We start from the raw sequence: 16162 nt of genomic DNA on the forward strand, positions 1-16162 counted from the left end.
CGCGGGCCTGAAGTACACAAAACGTAAACAATGGCGTATAAGCTGGTGTCCCGATGGAGACCGATAGAGCGAAGCTACGCCTGGTCCGAACCGGAACCGATCTGGATCCGGCCCACCCCTCCTTCGCCCCGCGCGGCGCGATCGACCGTCTCAATTCGGTTCGACTGCTATCACTGGACGCGCACGGGCGCGTACTCGACTGGATGAGCTGGCAGGACGCGACCTGCCTCTACGTGCGCGGTGCAGTCGCCTGGACACTGGGCGATCCGTGTTTGCAGGTGCACGGCGGCATCAGCCGGCACACCGGCGAGCAGAGCGTGATCGAACTGCATCCCATCGTGGCTGCGCGCAGCCATGCACGGACGCACGCGCTCGACCCCACCCCTGCCCTGACCAATGCCGCGTTGTTCGCACGCGACGGTTACCTGTGCCTGTACTGCGGCCACGACTTCAGCCGGCCGCATCTCACGCGCGACCACGTCATGCCCGTATCCAAGGGCGGTCGCGACATCTGGGAGAACGTGGTCGCGGCCTGCTTCCACTGCAACTCGCGCAAGGGCAACCGCACGCCGCAGCAGGCCGGCATGCCGCTGCTGGCCGTGCCTTACCGGCCGAGCTGGGTCGAGCACCTGATCCTGTCCAACCGCAACATCCTCGCCGACCAGATGGCGTTCCTGCGCAGCCAGTTGCCGAAGAACGCGCGCGTGCAAGCGTGAATGCGGCAGGGACGTGACGCGTATCGCGGTTTTGCCGAATCCCGCTTCTCGCGCGCCTACTGCCTGACCTAAAACGCTCAGATGCGACGCTCTGCGCGCGTTGACGACCGAGAGGGCGTCCGCAACACTCGCCATCCATTGCAAAAATACGACGGATTCTCGATGCGCCTGACCCTCGGCCTGACCGGCATGGACCCGACGACGGAGTCCGCTCTGCAGGCGGCCTTCCAGTCCGCGAACGACCGTCTTGGCCGCGCCTGGCAGCTGGTCCCCGACGCCGATGCCGACTACGTCATCGTCGACATGGACAGCATGTACGGCCCGATGAGCTGGCTGCGCCTGCATGCAGCGGGCAAGAACGTGGTCGCGCTGACCGCTGCGCAGCGCACGCAGGCCGATTACCGGCTGGGCCAGCCGTTCGATGCCAACAGTGTCGGCAACCTGCTGCGCGACATCGCCTCGCAAGCCGGCATCACGATCGAAGCCCCGGTGGCGGCCGAACCCAAGCCGGCGGCACCGGCGCCTGTCGCGGCTGCACCTGCACCTCCGGTGCCTGCGCCGACGCCCGCACCCACACCCGCGCCCGTCCCGACGCCCGCGCCAGCACCGGTTGCAGCGCAGCAACCCGTTGCGCCGCCGGCACCGGTCGAGGCGGCCCCGGTGGCCGTCGAGCCCGCGCGTGAAGTCGCACCGTCGATCGCCGAAGGCACCCTGCTCGACTGGATCGCCAACGATCGCCTCAAGGGCCGCGTGCGCGTGCGAGGTGCCGAGGAAGGCCTGCTGCTCGATCTCGACCAGCGCGTCTATCACGGCCCTGCCGCGCTGAAGCCGTTGGCACGCCTGTTCGAAGGACGCCTGGAATCCATCGAGTTCGTACCCGTGGACGCAGCGACCTTCGCCAGCGAAAGCGCGCGACTGGGCGCGCCGATGCCGCTCTCGCGCCTGGTGTGGTTCGGCAGCCTCCTCGCCGGCAAGGGCACGCTGGCCGGCGAACACGACGCCAGCCGCCGCTACCTGATGGTCAAGTGGCCGCAGACCGAACGCGAGTACCCCAAGCACTTCCGCATCGCCACGGTGATGATGAAGGGCCCGGCGCTGGTGTCGGAAATCGCCGAAGCCAGCGGCGTGACGCCGGCCGAAGTGGCCGATTTCATCAATGCCAACCTTGCCACCGGTTTCGCCGAACCCGAGCGCGAACCCGAGCCCGTCGACCCGGGCAAGGCCGGAAGCGGCCTGTTCGGACGATTGCGCGGCCGCTGAGCCGACACAGCGGCGCTCATTGCGCCGCCATCTGAACAGGGTGTCGACGACACGCGGGGCGCGATCCTTGCCCGCCCCCGACGACGGCGGGACAATGGCGTGATGATCGACCCGCAACGTTATCCGCGCCTGTCCCGTATCCAGGTTCCCGCCGACCTGCGCCAGTTCCCCGAAGAGGAACTGTCCGCGATCGCCGAGGAGCTGCGCGCCTACCTGATCGAGCAGGTCGCCCTCGTCGGCGGCCACTTCGGCGCGGGTCTGGGCGTGATCGAACTCACCGTCGCCCTGCACTGGCTGTTCGAAACGCCGGTGGACCGCCTGGTGTGGGACGTGGGCCACCAGACCTACCCGCACAAGATCCTCACCGGCCGTCGCGACATCATCCACACGGTCAAGCAGAAGGACGGCGTCGCGCCGTTCCCCAAGCGCGAGGAAAGCGAATACGACACCTTCGGCGTGGGCCATTCGTCCACGTCGATCTCCGCCGCGCTGGGCATGGCGATCGCGTTGCAGCAGATGGGCGACGACCGCAAGGTCGTGGCCGTGATCGGCGACGGCGCGATGACCGCCGGCATGGCGTTCGAGGCGCTGAACCACGGCGGCGGCATGGATCCCGAGCCGAACCTGCTGGTGATCCTCAACGACAACCAGATGTCGATTTCCGAGAACGTCGGCGGCCTGACGCAGATGCTCGGGCGCCTCACCGGCAGCCGCACGCTCAACGCGATCCGCGAAGGCGGCAAGCGCCTGCTGGGCGACAAGAACAAGCCGGCGGCGAAGTTCGTCAAGCGCTGGGAAGAGCACTGGAAGGGCATGTTCGTGCCGTCCACGCTGTTCGAGGAAATGGGCTTCCATTACACCGGCCCGATCGACGGCCACGACCTGCCCGCGTTGCTGTCGGCGCTGAAGACGCTCAAGACCCTCAAGGGCCCGCAGCTGCTCCACATCATCACCACCAAGGGCAAGGGCTACGAGCTCGCCGAGGGCGACCAGATCGGCTACCACGCCGTCGGGCCGTTCGATCCCGAGAAGGGCCTGGTGAGCAAGCCCGGCGCGAAGAAGCCCACCTACACCGACGTCTTCGGCGAGTGGCTGTGCGACATGGCGGCCGTCGAACCGAAGCTGCTGGGCATCACCCCGGCGATGCGCGAAGGCTCCGGCCTGGTGCGCTTCAGCAAGGAATACCCGCAGCGCTACTTCGACGTCGCCATCGCCGAGCAACACGCCGTGACGCTGGCGGCGGGCATGGCGTGCGAAGGCGCAAAGCCCGTCGTCGCGATCTATTCGACGTTCCTGCAGCGCGGCTACGACCAGCTCGTGCACGACGTGGCGATCCAACACCTCGACGTGCTGTTCGCCATCGACCGCGGCGGCGTGGTCGGCCCCGACGGCGCTACGCACGCGGGCAACCTCGACCTGAGCTACCTGCGCTGCGTGCCGAACATGGTCGTGATGGCGCCGGCCGACGAGAACGAATGCCGGCAGATGCTGAGCACCGGCTACCACCATGTTGGCCCCGCCGCCGTGCGTTATCCGCGTGGCACGGGCCCGGGCGTTGCGGTGCAGTCCACGCTCGACACGTTGCCCATCGGCAAGGCCGAAGTGCGTCGCAGTGGCTCGAAGATCGCGTTGCTCGCCTTCGGCGCGGTCACGCCGGCGGCGGAAGCCGTCGGTGCGGAGCTGGGCCTCACCGTCGTCAACATGCGTTTCGTGAAGCCGCTGGATCGCGCGCTCCTCCTCGAACTCGCGCGCAGCCATGAGGGCTTCGTCACGATCGAGGACAACGTGGTCGCCGGTGGCGCGGGATCGGGCGTGGCGGAACTGCTCGCCTCTGAAAACATCGTGCTGCCGATCCTGCATCTGGGCTTGCCCGACGAGTTCCAGCACCACGCCAGCCGCGAGCAGCTGCTGTCCGAATCGGGGCTGGATGTGGCGGGCATTCGCGACGCGGTACTCAAGCGCTGGCCGGAGCTGGGGCGCGCGAGCATCGCGGTGAGCGCCGCGGGGTAAATTGTGTGCGGACGACGCGGGAGCGCCGTTACCTCGCGAAGTTCGTCAGCCCCGCCATGCTGTCATTCCCGCGAAGGCGGGAATCCAACTGTCCGTCGCCTCACCCTACGTCGCGCGTGACACCTCTGCGCCTTGGAACCCCGCCTTCGCGGGGATGACGGCATATGGGCATGACGGCACGGACGTGGCGCGGCTACCGGCCCGCCGGTGTTCGTTCTGGCGCCTTCTCTGACTTCACGTCTGACGCCTCTACCGGCGCCGCAGCCGACGGCCCCTCCACCGCATACCCCTTCGCCCGCAACTTCGCGACATAGCCATCGGGCTTGAGCAACTCCCGCATCGGCAACACCGCGAACGTCACCCGGTTCTTCGCCAGCGCCGCTTCCGCCACGCCGATCCAGCGCGCTGCCACCTGCCCTTCGATGTCGCTCGTGCGCTTGCGCAGCACGCCGGACTGCGCGGCCGCACGCAGGCAGGCTTCGTTCTGATCGGTGTAGGGCAGCGCCCTCAGCGCTTCCAGATCGCCCACCGCCCATGCATTGGCGCGCTCGCGCATCGTGCCCAGGTCGGACTCCAACCGCTGCAGCGTCTTGGCGAAACAGTCCAGGTCCTCCAGCTTCGAGCTGCGGAACTCGTTCAGCGCCGCCTTCGGGTCCTGGATCATCACCGTCACCATGGTTTCGGTGCGCGGTACGTCATGGCGCTTCGCCAGTTTTTTCACGACGGGCCACACCACGCCACCCTGCCGCAGACCGATGTCCTCTATCGCTTCGTTGTACAGCTCCATCGCCGCCAGGATCGGGCGATAGAACTCCACCGAACGGTCATCGCCGATGTACTTGTCCTTGAGGACGAGCCATCGCGCGTACATTTCCGGCGGCACCACCTGCTGCAAGGTCTGCCCATCGGGATTCTTGCGCGCACCGAACGCCTTCGGCGCCAGCGCCAACTTGCCGAAGAACCCGAGGTCCGCATCAATACGCACGCCCGGGCCTTCGATCACCTCCTGCGACTGCGCGATCACCTTCTCGACATCGCGCGATTCCCATTCCATGCGACGCGGCAACGGCGAAACCGTGCCGAGGATCCACAGCGTGTTCTCGCCACGTCGCACCTTCCACAGACCCGGCCCGGGCTGGATGCCGCTGACCACGAGCGGCGCGAGATCCCGTATCGGCGGTTCGGCTGGAAATGCCGGCGCGCCTTGCGCAGCGGCCGTTCCGGCGAAGGTAATGAACATTCCCGACAGCAGCATCGCGACCCGGTGACGCATCTGCACTCCCTGTAGAAACATGGCGCGACGCATGCCGCGTCGCACGGGATGAATAGGACCGCGTCGCGCGGCGCTCGTTCCCGTTCAGTCCAGGCCCCGCGCGCCGGCACGTCGCAACGCAGCTTCGACATTGCCGCCCGGCTCAAGCAATGCGAACCCGTCCCACACGAACCCCGGCGCCACGGTGCACGCAACCAACGTGTACGCGGACAACGGACGCGCGGATTGCCAGCGCCCCGCCCGCACCACATGCATCGCCGGCCCACCGCGCGCCGCGCTGTCCAGGCGCATCGTATCGAGTCGACCGCTTTCCACGTCGAACTCCTGCAGTTCCAGGGCACCGCCGTCCTGCCAGTGCCAGGTCTCGTCGGCATCGACACGGTGCCAGCGACTGACCTCGCCTTGCGACAGCAGGAACTGGATCGCGGTGAGCGCGGGGCGGCGGTGACCCGCGTGCTCCACCGTCACGGCCGACTCGTAGACACGCCGGTAGTGGCCGCCTTCGGGGTGCGGCGCCAGGTGCAGTTGCGCGATGAGACGGTCGGCGGTCGGGTCCATCGGCGGATCGTAACGCCGTGCGCGGGGAGGTTCATGCGATGCACGAATCTGCCGTATCGCCGGATCGTTCAGCCTCACCCGCGACGCGCCACCCTGTCTGAGCTCCAGACGCGCCGGCCGCATCCATTTGGGTGACTTCACCGGTTCCTAACCCCACTTGCCACAGATTCCGCAGCTCATGTGCATGAGGGGTGGAAGATGGAGAAGTCGGCCGAACGAAACGTGCTGATCCAGGACCATGTCACCGTTGGCTTCGATGTCGTCAACCGCGACGGCATCCTGAATGGCTACGCCTGCAGTGCACCCTTTGTGATTGGATCGATGGCCGGCGAACCAACTCGGGAAAGCGTCGTCGCCGCGAGAGAGGCGCCGGTGATTTCCTGAGCGGTGCTATCCTCGCCCGCGCACCGCCCCAAGGACCAGGATGGCGCGCCGGCATGATGCCGCCCGCGCTCGAGAGGACGAGCCCGCATGCCCGGCAAAACGACGCCCAGGAAGCCGGTGAAAGCCGCGACGAAGAAGACCGCAGCGAAAGCCACATTGCCGCGCAAGGCCGCCACTCCCTCTGCTCGCAAGGTTGCGAAAAGTCCTACCAAAAAAACGGCGCGTTCGACGAAGCGTGATGCCACGACGTCCGCAGACGCCGTCCCCCTGCTCTCCGGCGGCAATCCGCAGATCCCCAAGGGGTTCGGTGATGCTCCCGTGCAGGCGTACATCGCGGCGATGCCGGGGTGGAAGAGCGCAGCCTGGCGTCGCCTCGACGCCCTCATCGAAGAAGCCGTTCCCGGCCTGCACAAGGCAGTGAAGTGGAACTCGCCGCTCTACGGCGTCACCGAGGGCACCTGGTTCCTCGGCGTCCACTGCTTCACGCGCTACATCAAAGTGTCGTTCTTCAACGGCGCTGCGCTGCGCCCGGTTCCGCCCGGCAAGTCGAAGATGCCGCGCGTGCGCTACCTCGACATCCACGAAGACGACGCGATCGACGAGACGCAATTCGTCGCGTGGGTAAAGCAGGCCAGCAAGCTTCCCGGCGAACGGACGTGACACGGACGAAGGATCACAACACCTCCATGACGAAGGCCACGACCATGAAGAAGACCAACGGCACCGCGAAGGACGCGCACGGCGAAGGCGATGCATCGCAGCTCATCGACGCCAGGATCAACGAGTTGGACGACTGGCGCGGCAAGACGCTCGCACGCGTGCGCAAGCTCATCCGCCAGGCGGATCCCGAAGTGGTCGAGGAATGGAAGTGGCGCGGCGTTCCCGTGTGGTCGCACGCCGGCATCATCTGCACCGGCGAGACGTACAAGAACTACGTGAAGATGACCTTCGCCAAGGGCGCATCGCTCGACGATCCCGCAGGCCTGTTCAACTCCAGCCTGGACGGCAACACGCGACGCGCCATCGACATCCACGAGGATGATGAGATCGACGAGGCGGCGCTGAAGGCGCTGATCAAGGCAGCTGTGGCGTTGAATGCTTCCGGCAAGGCGAAAGCGAAGAGCACCGCGAAAGCTGCGAAGTAGGTGCCGACCGAACCGCCGGCTGGGCCGCCCCGCCGATTCGCAATAAGAAAAATTCAGATTGCTCTGATGTTCTGACAGGAGCTGTCCCGCGATCCTGTGCCCTGACGGACCTGCTTTCCCCGGACTTCTCCGGCCAGGCCTGTCCTCGCCGCCCGACACAGGGCGGCGATCCAATCCAAGGCGCACACACGCGCAGGGACAGGACATGAAGCGGACCTACATTGCGATTCTCGCCGTGGCATGCACGGCGATGATGGCGAGCGCGCACGCCTCCGGCGGCCACATCACATTCGTCGGCAGTGTCATGTCACCGACGTGCGCGCCGACCGCCATCGAGATTCCCACCCATGAGGTACCGAAGGACATCCGCACACAGTGTCCGAAGAGCCCGGCCCCCACCCACTACACCTTGCACCTGCAGCCCGCCCCATCGTTGAAGTCGGCTCTGCTCGCGTACTACGACGGCTACGTCCGGGCCAATGGCAACGGTCAACCGGCATGGATCGCCACGCAGACTTATGAGTGAGCACGGTGCAGACGCCTGGAGGCAGGCGCGCAACAACCCTACAGCGGGTGATGCGGAAGGAATTTCCAGACTGCTCCGCAGACCGCGGAGAGAAGTTTGACTGCAACAATTGGTCGGGACGGCCGGATTTGAACCGACGACCCTCTGCCCCCCAGGCAGATGCGCTACCAGGCTGCGCTACGCCCCGACGTGTTGCTTGTGCCGCCCTTGCGAGCGGGCGGCAAGTATAACGGTTGAACAGCGGCCACGGCCACCGCGGCGTTTTCCTCGCGGCGGCGGGTTCAGCGCCGCAGCAGCTGCAGGACTTCTTCCAGCTCCATCCGCACCTGGCGGATGATCTGCGAACTCAGCGCGGACTCGTCCTTCGCTGTCTCGCCTTCCAGGCGCAGGCGCGCGCCGCCGATGGTGTAGCCCTGCTCGTACAGCAGGCCGCGGATCTGGCGCACCATAAGCACCTCGTGGCGCTGGTAGTAGCGGCGGTTGCCGCGGCGTTTGACCGGGTTGAGCATCGGGAACTCCGTCTCCCAATAGCGCAGCACGTGCGGCTTGACGTCGCACAGCTCGCTGACCTCACCGATGGTGAAGTAGCGCTTGGCCGGGATCGGCGGGAGTTCTCGATTGCTGCCGGGATCAAGCATGCTCGGCTCCGGAATAGGCTTCGACGCGTTCCTTCAGTTTCTGGCCGGGGCGGAAGGTCACCACGGTGCGGGCGGAGATCGGGATCTCCTCGCCGGTCTTCGGGTTGCGGCCCGGGCGCTGGTTCTTGCGGCGCAGGTCGAAGTTGCCGAAACCGGACAGCTTCACCTGACGGCCGTGCTCCAACGCCTCGCGCAGCGCGTCGAAGAACGCGTCAACGAACTCCTTCGCCTCTCGCTTGTTCAGTCCGACTTCGTCGAACAGGCGTTCGGCCATCTCGGCCTTGGTCAATGCCATCGTTGCGTCCTCAACCTCAGCCGCGGATCGTTGCCCCGTACTCCCGCTGCAGCGCGCCGGCCACCGAAGCCACTACGGTGTCGACGTCACGGTCAGTCAGGGTGCGTGATTCATCCTGCAGAATCAAGCCCATAGCAAGACTTTTGAAACCCGGTTCAACCCCCTTGCCCTGGTAGCGGTCAAACAGCACCAGATCGCGCAGGGACGGGCCCGCGGCGGCACGCAGCGCCCGCTCGATGGAGGCCCATTCCACGTTTTCCGGGACGACGAACGCGAGGTCCCGACGGACGGACGGATACTTCGAAAGCGGGGTCGCACGCGGCACTGCGCGGCTGAACAGGGGAGCCAGGTCCAGCTCGAAGGCGACCACGTCGACATCCAGCTCCAACCCGCGTTGCAGGCGGGGATGCAGCTGGCCGATCCAGCCCAGGCGCTCGCCGTCACGGTACACATCGGCCGAACGGCCCGGGTGCGCCCAGGCGGGCTGCGAGGCGCGGTATTCGAGCTTCGCGCCGGAGAGTGCAGCCAGACTGTCCAGGTCGCCCTTGAGGTCGTGGAAACCGACCGCGCGACCCGCTACGCCCCACTGCTCGGCACCGGCCTCGCCGCAGGCGACACCTGCGATTCGCGGCGTCTCGATCGGTGCGTCGCCGGCATTGGCGCGGAACACGTTGCCCAGCTCGAACAGGCGCACGCGCGGCTGCTGGCGCGCGGCGTTGCGCGCCAGCGCGGCGACCAGCCCCGGCAGCAAGCCGGTGCGCATCACGCCCAGTTCGCCGCTCAGCGGATTGGCCAGCGGCACGCTGCCGTCGGTCAGGCCCCACTTGGCCAGCAGGTCGCCGTCGACGAAGGCGTAGTTCACCGCTTCCAGATAATCACGCGAGGCGAGCTGGCGACGCACCGTCGCCTCCTCCACGCGCGTTTCGCTGGGCGCGACCAGGCGCGCGGCGCCGGCCGGCAACGTCGTCGGGATCGCGTCGTAGCCGTGGATGCGGGCGATTTCCTCGATCAGGTCCTCTTCGATCTCCAGATCGAAGCGGCGGCTCGGCGGCACCACGCGCCAGCCGTCGGCCATGTTTTCCACCGCCAGGCCGAGTGCGCGCAGGATGCGCTCGACTTCGCTGTCGGCAACCGTCAGTCCCAACACGCGCGCCAGGCGCGCGCGGCGCAGCACGATCGGCTGCGGCGCGTGCAGGTGCTGCGCGAGCGTGACGTCCAGCGTCGGGCCCGGCACGCCGCCGGCGATGTCGACGATCAACTTCGTCGCGTACTCAACGGCAATGCGCGGCAACTCCGGATCGACGCCGCGCTCGAAGCGATGACCCGCGTCGGTGTGCAGGCCTAGCTTGCGGCTGCGGCCGATGATGGCCGCCGGGATCCAGTGCGCGGCTTCCAGGAACACGTTGCGCGTGGCATCGGTCACGCGCGTGTCGAAGCCGCCCATGATGCCGCCCAGCGCGACCGCGCGTGCGCCCTGCCCGCCCTTGCTGTCGGAGACGACGAGGAACTCCTCGTCCAGCGCCACCGTGCGGCCGTCGAGCAACTTGAGTTCTTCGCCCGAGCGCGCAGCGCGCACGACGACCTCGCCTTCCAGCGTGTCTTTGTCGAAGGCGTGCATCGGCTGGCCGAGTTCGAGCATCACGTACTGCGTGACGTCGACAAGGAAACTGATCGGGCGCACGCCGCTGCGGCGCAGGCGCTCGGCCATCCACACGGGCGTGGGCACGTTCGCGTTGACGCCATCGATCACGCGGCCGGCAAAACGCGGCACGCGCGGACCGGCGTCGAGCCGGATCGCGATGGTCGCGTCGCTCTGCGCGGGCACCGGTGCGGCGTCGAGCGCCCGCACTTCGCCGGACAGCGAAGCAGCCACGTCGTAGGCGATGCCGCGCACGCTGAAGCAGTCGGCGCGATTGGGCGTCAGCTTGATCTCGATGCTCGCATCCGGCAGCGACAGGTACTGCGCCAGCGGCGTTCCGACCGGCGCATCGCCCGGCAGTTCGAGCAGACCCGACGCATCCGGATCCACGCCCAGTTCCTTGGCCGAGCAAAGCATGCCGAACGACTCCACGCCGCGCAGCTTGGCCGCCTTGATGGCGATGCCGCCGGGCAGGTTCGCGCCCACGGTCGCCAGCGGCGCGATCAGTCCCGCGCGCGCGTTGGGCGCGCCGCAGACGATCTGCACCGTGCCGTTGCCGGTGTCGACTTCGCACACCTGCAGGCGGTCGGCTTCGGGGTGCTTGCTCGCGCTGACGATGCGCGCCACGACGACGCCGTCGAGCGACTCGCCCAGCGGCGTGACCTCTTCCACCTCCAGGCCGATCGCGGTCAGCGTCGCGGCGAGTTCGTCACGCGTAGCGGTGGTCGGAACGTGGTGGCGCAGCCAGTTTTCGGAGAATTTCATTTGAATGCCGGGATTCGGGATTCGGAAGTGGGGATTCGCAACAGCACGGGGCGGGAATCGGAGCGGGCTCTTATCGAATCCCGAATCTCGAATGCCGAATCCCGCTCGTCAGGCAAATTGCCGAAGGAACCGCACGTCGTTATCGAAAAAGCTGCGCAGGTCGTCAACGCCGTACCGCAGCATCGCGAAGCGCTCGACGCCCAGGCCGAAGGCATAGCCGGTGTACTTCTCCGGATCGATGCCGACGTTGCGCAGCACGTTCGGATGCACCATGCCGCAGCCGAGCACTTCCAGCCAGCGCGTGGAGCCGTCCGGCTGCTGCCAGGCAATGTCCACTTCGGCCGAAGGCTCGGTGAAGGGGAAGTAGCTCGGACGGAAACGCATTTCGAAATCGCGCTCGAAGAACGCGCGCACGAATTCGGCCAGCGTGCCCTTGAGGTCGGCGAAGCTGGCGTGCTCATCGACGAGCAGGCCTTCGCACTGGTGGAACATCGGCGTGTGCGTCTGATCGCTGTCGCTGCGGTACACCTTGCCCAGCGCGATCATGCGCAGCGGCGGCGGGTGGTCCTGCATGTAGCGCACCTGCACGCCGGAGGTGTGCGTGCGCAGCAGGCGACCGTCGCCGAAGTAGAACGTGTCGTGCATCGCGCGCGCCGGGTGGTGCGGCGGGAAGTTCAGCGCTTCGAAGTTGTGCCAGTCGTCCTCGATTTCAGGCCCCGTACTGAGCTCGAAACCGAGGCGGCCGAAAATGTCGGCGATGCGTTCCATCGTGCGGCTGACGGGGTGCAGGCCACCGCGCCCGGCGTCGATGCCCGGCAGCGTGACGTCGATGCTTTCCGAGGCCAGGCGTGCGTTGAGGACGGATTCGTCCAGCACGGTGCGGCGCTCGCCCAGCGCGGCGGTCAGCTCGTCGCGCGCCTTGTTGATCGCTTCGCCGGCGGTCTTGCGCTGTTCCGGCGGCAGGGCGCCGAGCTGCTTGAGCTGCGCGGTCACGCTGCCGTTCTTGCCCAGCAGCGACACGCGCAGGGCTTCGATCGCGTCCGGCGTGTCCGCGGCGGCGATGTCCGCCAGTGCCTGCTGCGTCAGTGATTCGATACTCATACGCCCCCGAACCTCCGCTCCGCACGGCCGTCGTCCTCTTCACGGAAGCGCACGACCGCAGGAAACCAAACTCCAAAACGAAACATGGGGAAGGACTTGCGCCCTTCCCCATGCGTGTATTGCGTTGTGCATCCAACCGTCGCCGACCTTCGGCCGGCGTGGTGGAGCGAGCAACTTACGCCGCGAGCGCGCTCTTCGCCTTCTCTGCCAGCGCCGCAAAACCCTGCGCGTCGTGCACGGCGATGTCCGCCAGCACCTTACGGTCGAGGGTGATGCCGGCCTTCATCAGGCCGTTGATGAAACGGCTGTAGCTCATGCCGTTGATGCGGGCCGCCGCGTTGATACGCGTGATCCACAGCGAACGGAAATGACGCTTCTTCTGCTTACGACCGATGTAGGCGTACTGCAGGGCCTTCGTCACCGCCTGCTTGGCGACGCGGAAGACCTTGCGACGGGCGTGATAGTAGCCCTTGGCCTGCTTCAGGATTTTCTTGTGACGGCGGCGCGCCGTAACACCACGCTTAACTCGTGCCATTGTTCAATCCTCCTCAGAGATACGGAAGCATGCGGTCCAGACGGCCCGCGTCCTCGGCACGAACATGGTTCGTCTGCCGCAGGTTGCGCTTCCGCTTGGTCGCCTTCTTGGTGAGGATGTGGCTCTTGTTGGCATGGCCGCACTTGTACTTGCCGGAAGCGGTCTTCCGGAAGCGCTTGGCTGCCGCCCGATTGGTCTTGATCTTGGGCATTGCGATGTCCTTTCGGATGGTTTGGTCACTGGCCTGGGCGGTGGCGTAGCCACTCTTTCCGTCCTGCCCTGCCGGCTTGTAAGTCGTTGATCCTCAAGGAATCACGACAGGTCCGTGATGCAGCAAACAACAAACCCGGCGAACCGGGCCGCACATTATGCGTGCCTGGCGGCCGGGTTGCAATCTTTTCGTTGAAAATCAGCGGGTTTGGCGCCTCTGCGGCCTCCGGAGGGCCTCGCCGCCCGCCCCGGGTCCACGGCCAAGGCCAGAGCTCCGGAAAGCAAAAGGCGCCTCGCGGCGCCCTTTCCGACTCACCCCCTCCCGCACGCGGGAGAGGGCGAAGGCGCGCTCGCCATGCGGCGCGCGTCGGGTTACTTCTTCTTCGGCGCGATCATCATGACCATCTGCCGGCCTTCCAGGCGCGGGCGGGACTCGATCACGATGTCCTCGCCGAGGTCGGCCTCGATGCGCGCGGCCATCTCGCGACCCAGCTCCTGGTGGCTCATTTCACGGCCACGGAAGCGGATGTTGACCTTGACCTTGTCGCCCTCTTCCAGGAAGCGGCGCATGTTGCGCAGCTTGATCTGGTAGTCGCCCTCGTCGGTCACAGGACGGAACTTGAGTTCCTTGATCTCGACCTGCTTCGTCTTCTTCTTGGCCTCGTTGGCCTTCTTCTGCTGCTCGAAGCGGAACTTGCCGAAGTCCATGATCTTGCAGACCGGCGGATCGGCATTGGGCTGGATCTCGACGAGATCCAGATCCTCGTCCTCGGCCATGCGCAGGGCTTCGTCGCGCGTAAGCACGCCGATCATTTCGCCGTCGCTGCCGATCACGCGCACGCGGGGGACGCGGATTTCCTGGTTCTTCCGATTGGGCTTCTCGGGGGTACTGATGTTGCAATCTCCGGTATGGAACGTGCCGGCCGCCGGGGCGGCCGGGGTCTGGTCTGGCTGCGGGCGTTACTGTACGCCCTCACTGCGCAAACGCGAGGCGAATTCGGCGACGGTCATCGTCCCCAGATCCTCCCCTCCCCGCGTGCGGACGGCGACTTGGCCGTTTTCCTTCTCGCGGTCGCCGACCACCAGCAGGTAGGGCACGCGCTGCAGGGTGTGCTCGCGGATCTTATAGCCGATCTTCTCGTTGCGCAAATCGGAATGGACCCGGAAGCCTTGATTTGCAAGGGATTTCCGGACTTCATCCACATAGTCGGCCTGGGCGTCGGTGATGTTCATGGCCACGGCCTGGATCGGGGCCAACCAGGCCGGGAACTGGCCGGCGTGGTGCTCGATCAGGATGCCGATGAAGCGCTCCATCGAGCCGACGATGGCCCGGTGCAGCATCACCGGGTGGCGGCGCTGGCTGCTCTCGTCCACGTACTCGGCGCCGAGGCGGCCGGGCATCATGAAGTCCACCTGCATCGTGCCCAGCTGCCAGGTGCGGCCGATGGCGTCCTGCAGGTGGTACTCGATCTTCGGGCCGTAGAAGGCGCCCTCGCCCGGCAGCTCCTGCCACTGCACGCCGGCGGCGCTCAGGGCCGAGCGCAGGGCGTTCTCGGCCTTGTCCCAGGTGGCGTCGTCGCCCAGGCGCGAATCCGGGCGCAGGGCGATCTTGATCTGGATGTCGGTGAAGCCGAAATCGCCGTAGACCTTCAGCGCCTGCTCGTGGAAGGCGCGGACCTCGGACTCGATCTGGTCTTCGGTGCAGAAGATGTGGCCGTCGTCCTGGGTGAAGCCGCGCACGCGCAGGATGCCGTGCAGCGCGCCGGAGGGCTCGTTGCGATGGCAGGCGCCGAATTCGCCGTAACGGATCGGCAGGTCGCGGTAGCTGTGCAGGCCCTGGTTGAACACCTGCACGTGACCGGGGCAGTTCATGGGCTTCAGCGCGTACGTCCGCTTCTCGGACTCGGTGAAGAACATGTTGTCCTTGTAGTTGTCCCAGTGGCCCGACTTCTGCCACAGCGACACGTCGAGGATCTGCGGGCAGCGCACTTCGCCATAGCCCGTCTCGCGATAGACGCGGCGCATGTACTGCTCCACGACCTGCCAGATCGACCAGCCCTTGGGATGCCAGAAGATCAGGCCCGGGCCCTCTTCCTGCAGGTGGAACAGGTCCTGCGCCTTGGCGATCTTGCGGTGGTCGCGCTTCTCGGCTTCCTCCAGCTGCGTGAGGTAGGCCTTGAGGTCCTTGTCGTTGAGCCACGCCGTGCCGTAGATGCGGCTGAGCATCTCGTTGTTGTGGTCGCCGCGCCAATACGCGCCGGCCACCTTCATCAGCTTGAACGCGCGCAGCTTGTCGGTCGACGGCACGTGCGGGCCGCGGCACAGGTCGGTGAACTCGCCCTGGTTGTAGAGGGAAAGATCCTCGTTGGCCGGAATCGACTCGATGATCTCGGCCTTGTACTTCTCACCCATGCCACGGAAGAACGCCACGGCGTCGTCGCGCGACTTCACGCTGCGCGACACCGGCAGCGATTCCTTCACGATCTTCTGCATCTCCGCCTCGATGGCGGGCAGATCCTCGGGCGTGAACGGACGCTCGTAGGCGAAGTCGTAGTAGAAGCCGTTGTCGATCACCGGACCGATGGTGACCTGCGCGCCCGGATACAGGCGCTGCACGGCCTGCGCCAGCAGGTGCGCCGTGGAGTGACGCAGCACGTCGAGCGCGTCGGGATGCTTGTCGGTGACGATTTCGAGCGAGGCGTCGCGGTCGATGCGGAAGCTCGTGTCGACGAGCTTGCCGTCGACCTTGCCGGCGAGCGCGGCCTTGGCCAGGCCGGCACCGATGGAGGCGGCGATCTCGCCGACGGAAACGGGTTGTTCGAATTCGCGGCGGCTGCCGTCGGGAAGCGTGATTGCGATCATGGGAGGCGGGCGCGCGGAGCGCGGCTGGCAGAGGGGCGAAGGGGCGGTCGCCGGCGCACGGCGTCCAGGAAGTACCGTCCAGAAACGGAAAACGGCGCCGCGGCGCCGTCAGGAAGGGGCGTCGTCGGCGTTCAGCGGTGGGCGGTGGTAGTGCTCATGTCGCACGCTCGGCCGGCGAAATTGCCGCGGGCCACCTCAATCCTGCCTCCGGCCGTTTGCCGGAGCACGGTAGGAAGTGTTGGGGC

At 66.6% G+C, this 16162-nt stretch carries 17 protein-coding genes and 1 tRNA gene; 7 read left to right on the top strand and 11 right to left on the bottom strand.

Annotation, left to right across the window (positions count from 1 at the left end; genetic code table 11):
• The first annotated feature begins 53 nt into the window (after nucleotides 1-53).
• From AAFF32_RS17245 to dxs, 3 genes are all read left to right on the top strand, one after another.
• Nucleotides 54-716: an HNH endonuclease gene (locus AAFF32_RS17245; protein WP_216962949.1), complete on the top strand. Its 663-nt coding sequence runs from the start codon at nucleotides 54-56 to the stop codon at nucleotides 714-716.
• A gap of 162 nt (nucleotides 717-878) precedes the next feature.
• Nucleotides 879-1976 (top strand): hypothetical protein, encoded by a 1098-nt coding sequence (locus AAFF32_RS17250; RefSeq protein ID WP_342315856.1) that lies wholly within the window; start codon nucleotides 879-881, stop codon nucleotides 1974-1976.
• 102 nt (nucleotides 1977-2078) lie between these two features.
• Complete coding sequence (dxs, locus tag AAFF32_RS17255; RefSeq protein WP_342315857.1) at nucleotides 2079-3986, top strand: 1-deoxy-D-xylulose-5-phosphate synthase; 1908 nt, start codon at nucleotides 2079-2081, stop codon at nucleotides 3984-3986.
• Between the two features lie 193 nt (nucleotides 3987-4179).
• Here dxs and AAFF32_RS17260 read toward each other — a convergent pair whose 3' ends face one another.
• Nucleotides 4180-5259: a TraB/GumN family protein gene (locus tag AAFF32_RS17260; protein ID WP_342315858.1), complete on the bottom strand. Its 1080-nt coding sequence runs from the start codon at nucleotides 5257-5259 to the stop codon at nucleotides 4180-4182.
• An 84-nt stretch (nucleotides 5260-5343) separates the two neighbouring features.
• Entirely contained in the window at nucleotides 5344-5817 is a 474-nt protein-coding gene (locus AAFF32_RS17265; protein WP_216962961.1) for a cupin domain-containing protein, read from the bottom strand.
• Between the two features lie 198 nt (nucleotides 5818-6015).
• Between AAFF32_RS17265 and AAFF32_RS17270 the strand changes: the two genes are divergently transcribed.
• The 4 genes from AAFF32_RS17270 to AAFF32_RS17285 all read left to right on the top strand — a co-directional run bounded on the left by AAFF32_RS17270 (nucleotide 6016) and on the right by AAFF32_RS17285 (nucleotide 7872).
• Nucleotides 6016-6201, top strand: coding sequence for a hypothetical protein (locus AAFF32_RS17270; protein WP_216962964.1), 186 nt, complete (start codon nucleotides 6016-6018; stop codon nucleotides 6199-6201).
• Nucleotides 6202-6288: 87 nt separating this feature from the next.
• Nucleotides 6289-6861 carry a DUF1801 domain-containing protein gene (locus AAFF32_RS17275; RefSeq protein WP_342315859.1) on the top strand — a complete coding sequence of 191 codons (573 nt, stop codon included), beginning with the start codon at nucleotides 6289-6291 and terminating at the stop codon, nucleotides 6859-6861.
• Nucleotides 6862-6905: 44 nt separating this feature from the next.
• Nucleotides 6906-7346, top strand: a complete 441-nt coding sequence (locus AAFF32_RS17280; RefSeq protein WP_216964247.1) for a DUF1801 domain-containing protein — start codon at nucleotides 6906-6908, stop codon at nucleotides 7344-7346.
• 205 nt (nucleotides 7347-7551) lie between these two features.
• A complete protein-coding gene (locus AAFF32_RS17285; RefSeq protein ID WP_342315860.1) occupies nucleotides 7552-7872 on the top strand; it encodes a hypothetical protein in 321 nt (106 codons plus the stop codon).
• Nucleotides 7873-7982: 110 nt separating this feature from the next.
• Here AAFF32_RS17285 and AAFF32_RS17290 read toward each other — a convergent pair.
• The 9 genes from AAFF32_RS17290 to thrS all read right to left on the bottom strand — a co-directional run bounded on the left by AAFF32_RS17290 (nucleotide 7983) and on the right by thrS (nucleotide 15917).
• Nucleotides 7983-8059 (bottom strand) — tRNA-Pro (locus tag AAFF32_RS17290).
• Between the two features lie 94 nt (nucleotides 8060-8153).
• Nucleotides 8154-8510 carry a MerR family transcriptional regulator gene (locus AAFF32_RS17295; protein WP_115842430.1) on the bottom strand — a complete coding sequence of 119 codons (357 nt, stop codon included), beginning with the start codon at nucleotides 8508-8510 and terminating at the stop codon, nucleotides 8154-8156.
• Entirely contained in the window at nucleotides 8503-8805 is a 303-nt protein-coding gene (gene ihfA, locus AAFF32_RS17300; RefSeq protein WP_115842431.1) for an integration host factor subunit alpha, read from the bottom strand. The genes AAFF32_RS17295 and ihfA overlap by 8 nt, the downstream gene beginning before the upstream one ends.
• A 16-nt stretch (nucleotides 8806-8821) precedes the next feature.
• Nucleotides 8822-11209 carry a phenylalanine--tRNA ligase subunit beta gene (gene pheT, locus AAFF32_RS17305; RefSeq protein WP_342315861.1) on the bottom strand — a complete coding sequence of 796 codons (2388 nt, stop codon included), beginning with the start codon at nucleotides 11207-11209 and terminating at the stop codon, nucleotides 8822-8824.
• A gap of 108 nt (nucleotides 11210-11317) precedes the next feature.
• Nucleotides 11318-12310 (bottom strand): phenylalanine--tRNA ligase subunit alpha, encoded by a 993-nt coding sequence (gene pheS, locus AAFF32_RS17310; protein WP_342315862.1) that lies wholly within the window; start codon nucleotides 12308-12310, stop codon nucleotides 11318-11320.
• Nucleotides 12311-12485: 175 nt separating this feature from the next.
• Entirely contained in the window at nucleotides 12486-12845 is a 360-nt protein-coding gene (gene rplT / locus AAFF32_RS17315) for a 50S ribosomal protein L20 (RefSeq protein WP_216962979.1), read from the bottom strand.
• A 13-nt stretch (nucleotides 12846-12858) separates the two neighbouring features.
• Nucleotides 12859-13056 (bottom strand): 50S ribosomal protein L35, encoded by a 198-nt coding sequence (gene rpmI / locus AAFF32_RS17320; RefSeq protein ID WP_027083463.1) that lies wholly within the window; start codon nucleotides 13054-13056, stop codon nucleotides 12859-12861.
• 371 nt (nucleotides 13057-13427) lie between these two features.
• Entirely contained in the window at nucleotides 13428-13949 is a 522-nt protein-coding gene (gene infC / locus AAFF32_RS17325) for a translation initiation factor IF-3 (RefSeq protein WP_216964249.1), read from the bottom strand.
• 66 nt (nucleotides 13950-14015) lie between these two features.
• Nucleotides 14016-15917, bottom strand: coding sequence for a threonine--tRNA ligase (gene thrS / locus AAFF32_RS17330; RefSeq protein WP_216962982.1), 1902 nt, complete (start codon nucleotides 15915-15917; stop codon nucleotides 14016-14018).
• Nucleotides 15918-16162 lie beyond the last annotated feature (245 nt).

It is taken from the genome of Lysobacter sp. FW306-1B-D06B, assembly GCF_038446665.1.
Lineage (GTDB): Bacteria > Pseudomonadota > Gammaproteobacteria > Xanthomonadales > Xanthomonadaceae > Lysobacter_J.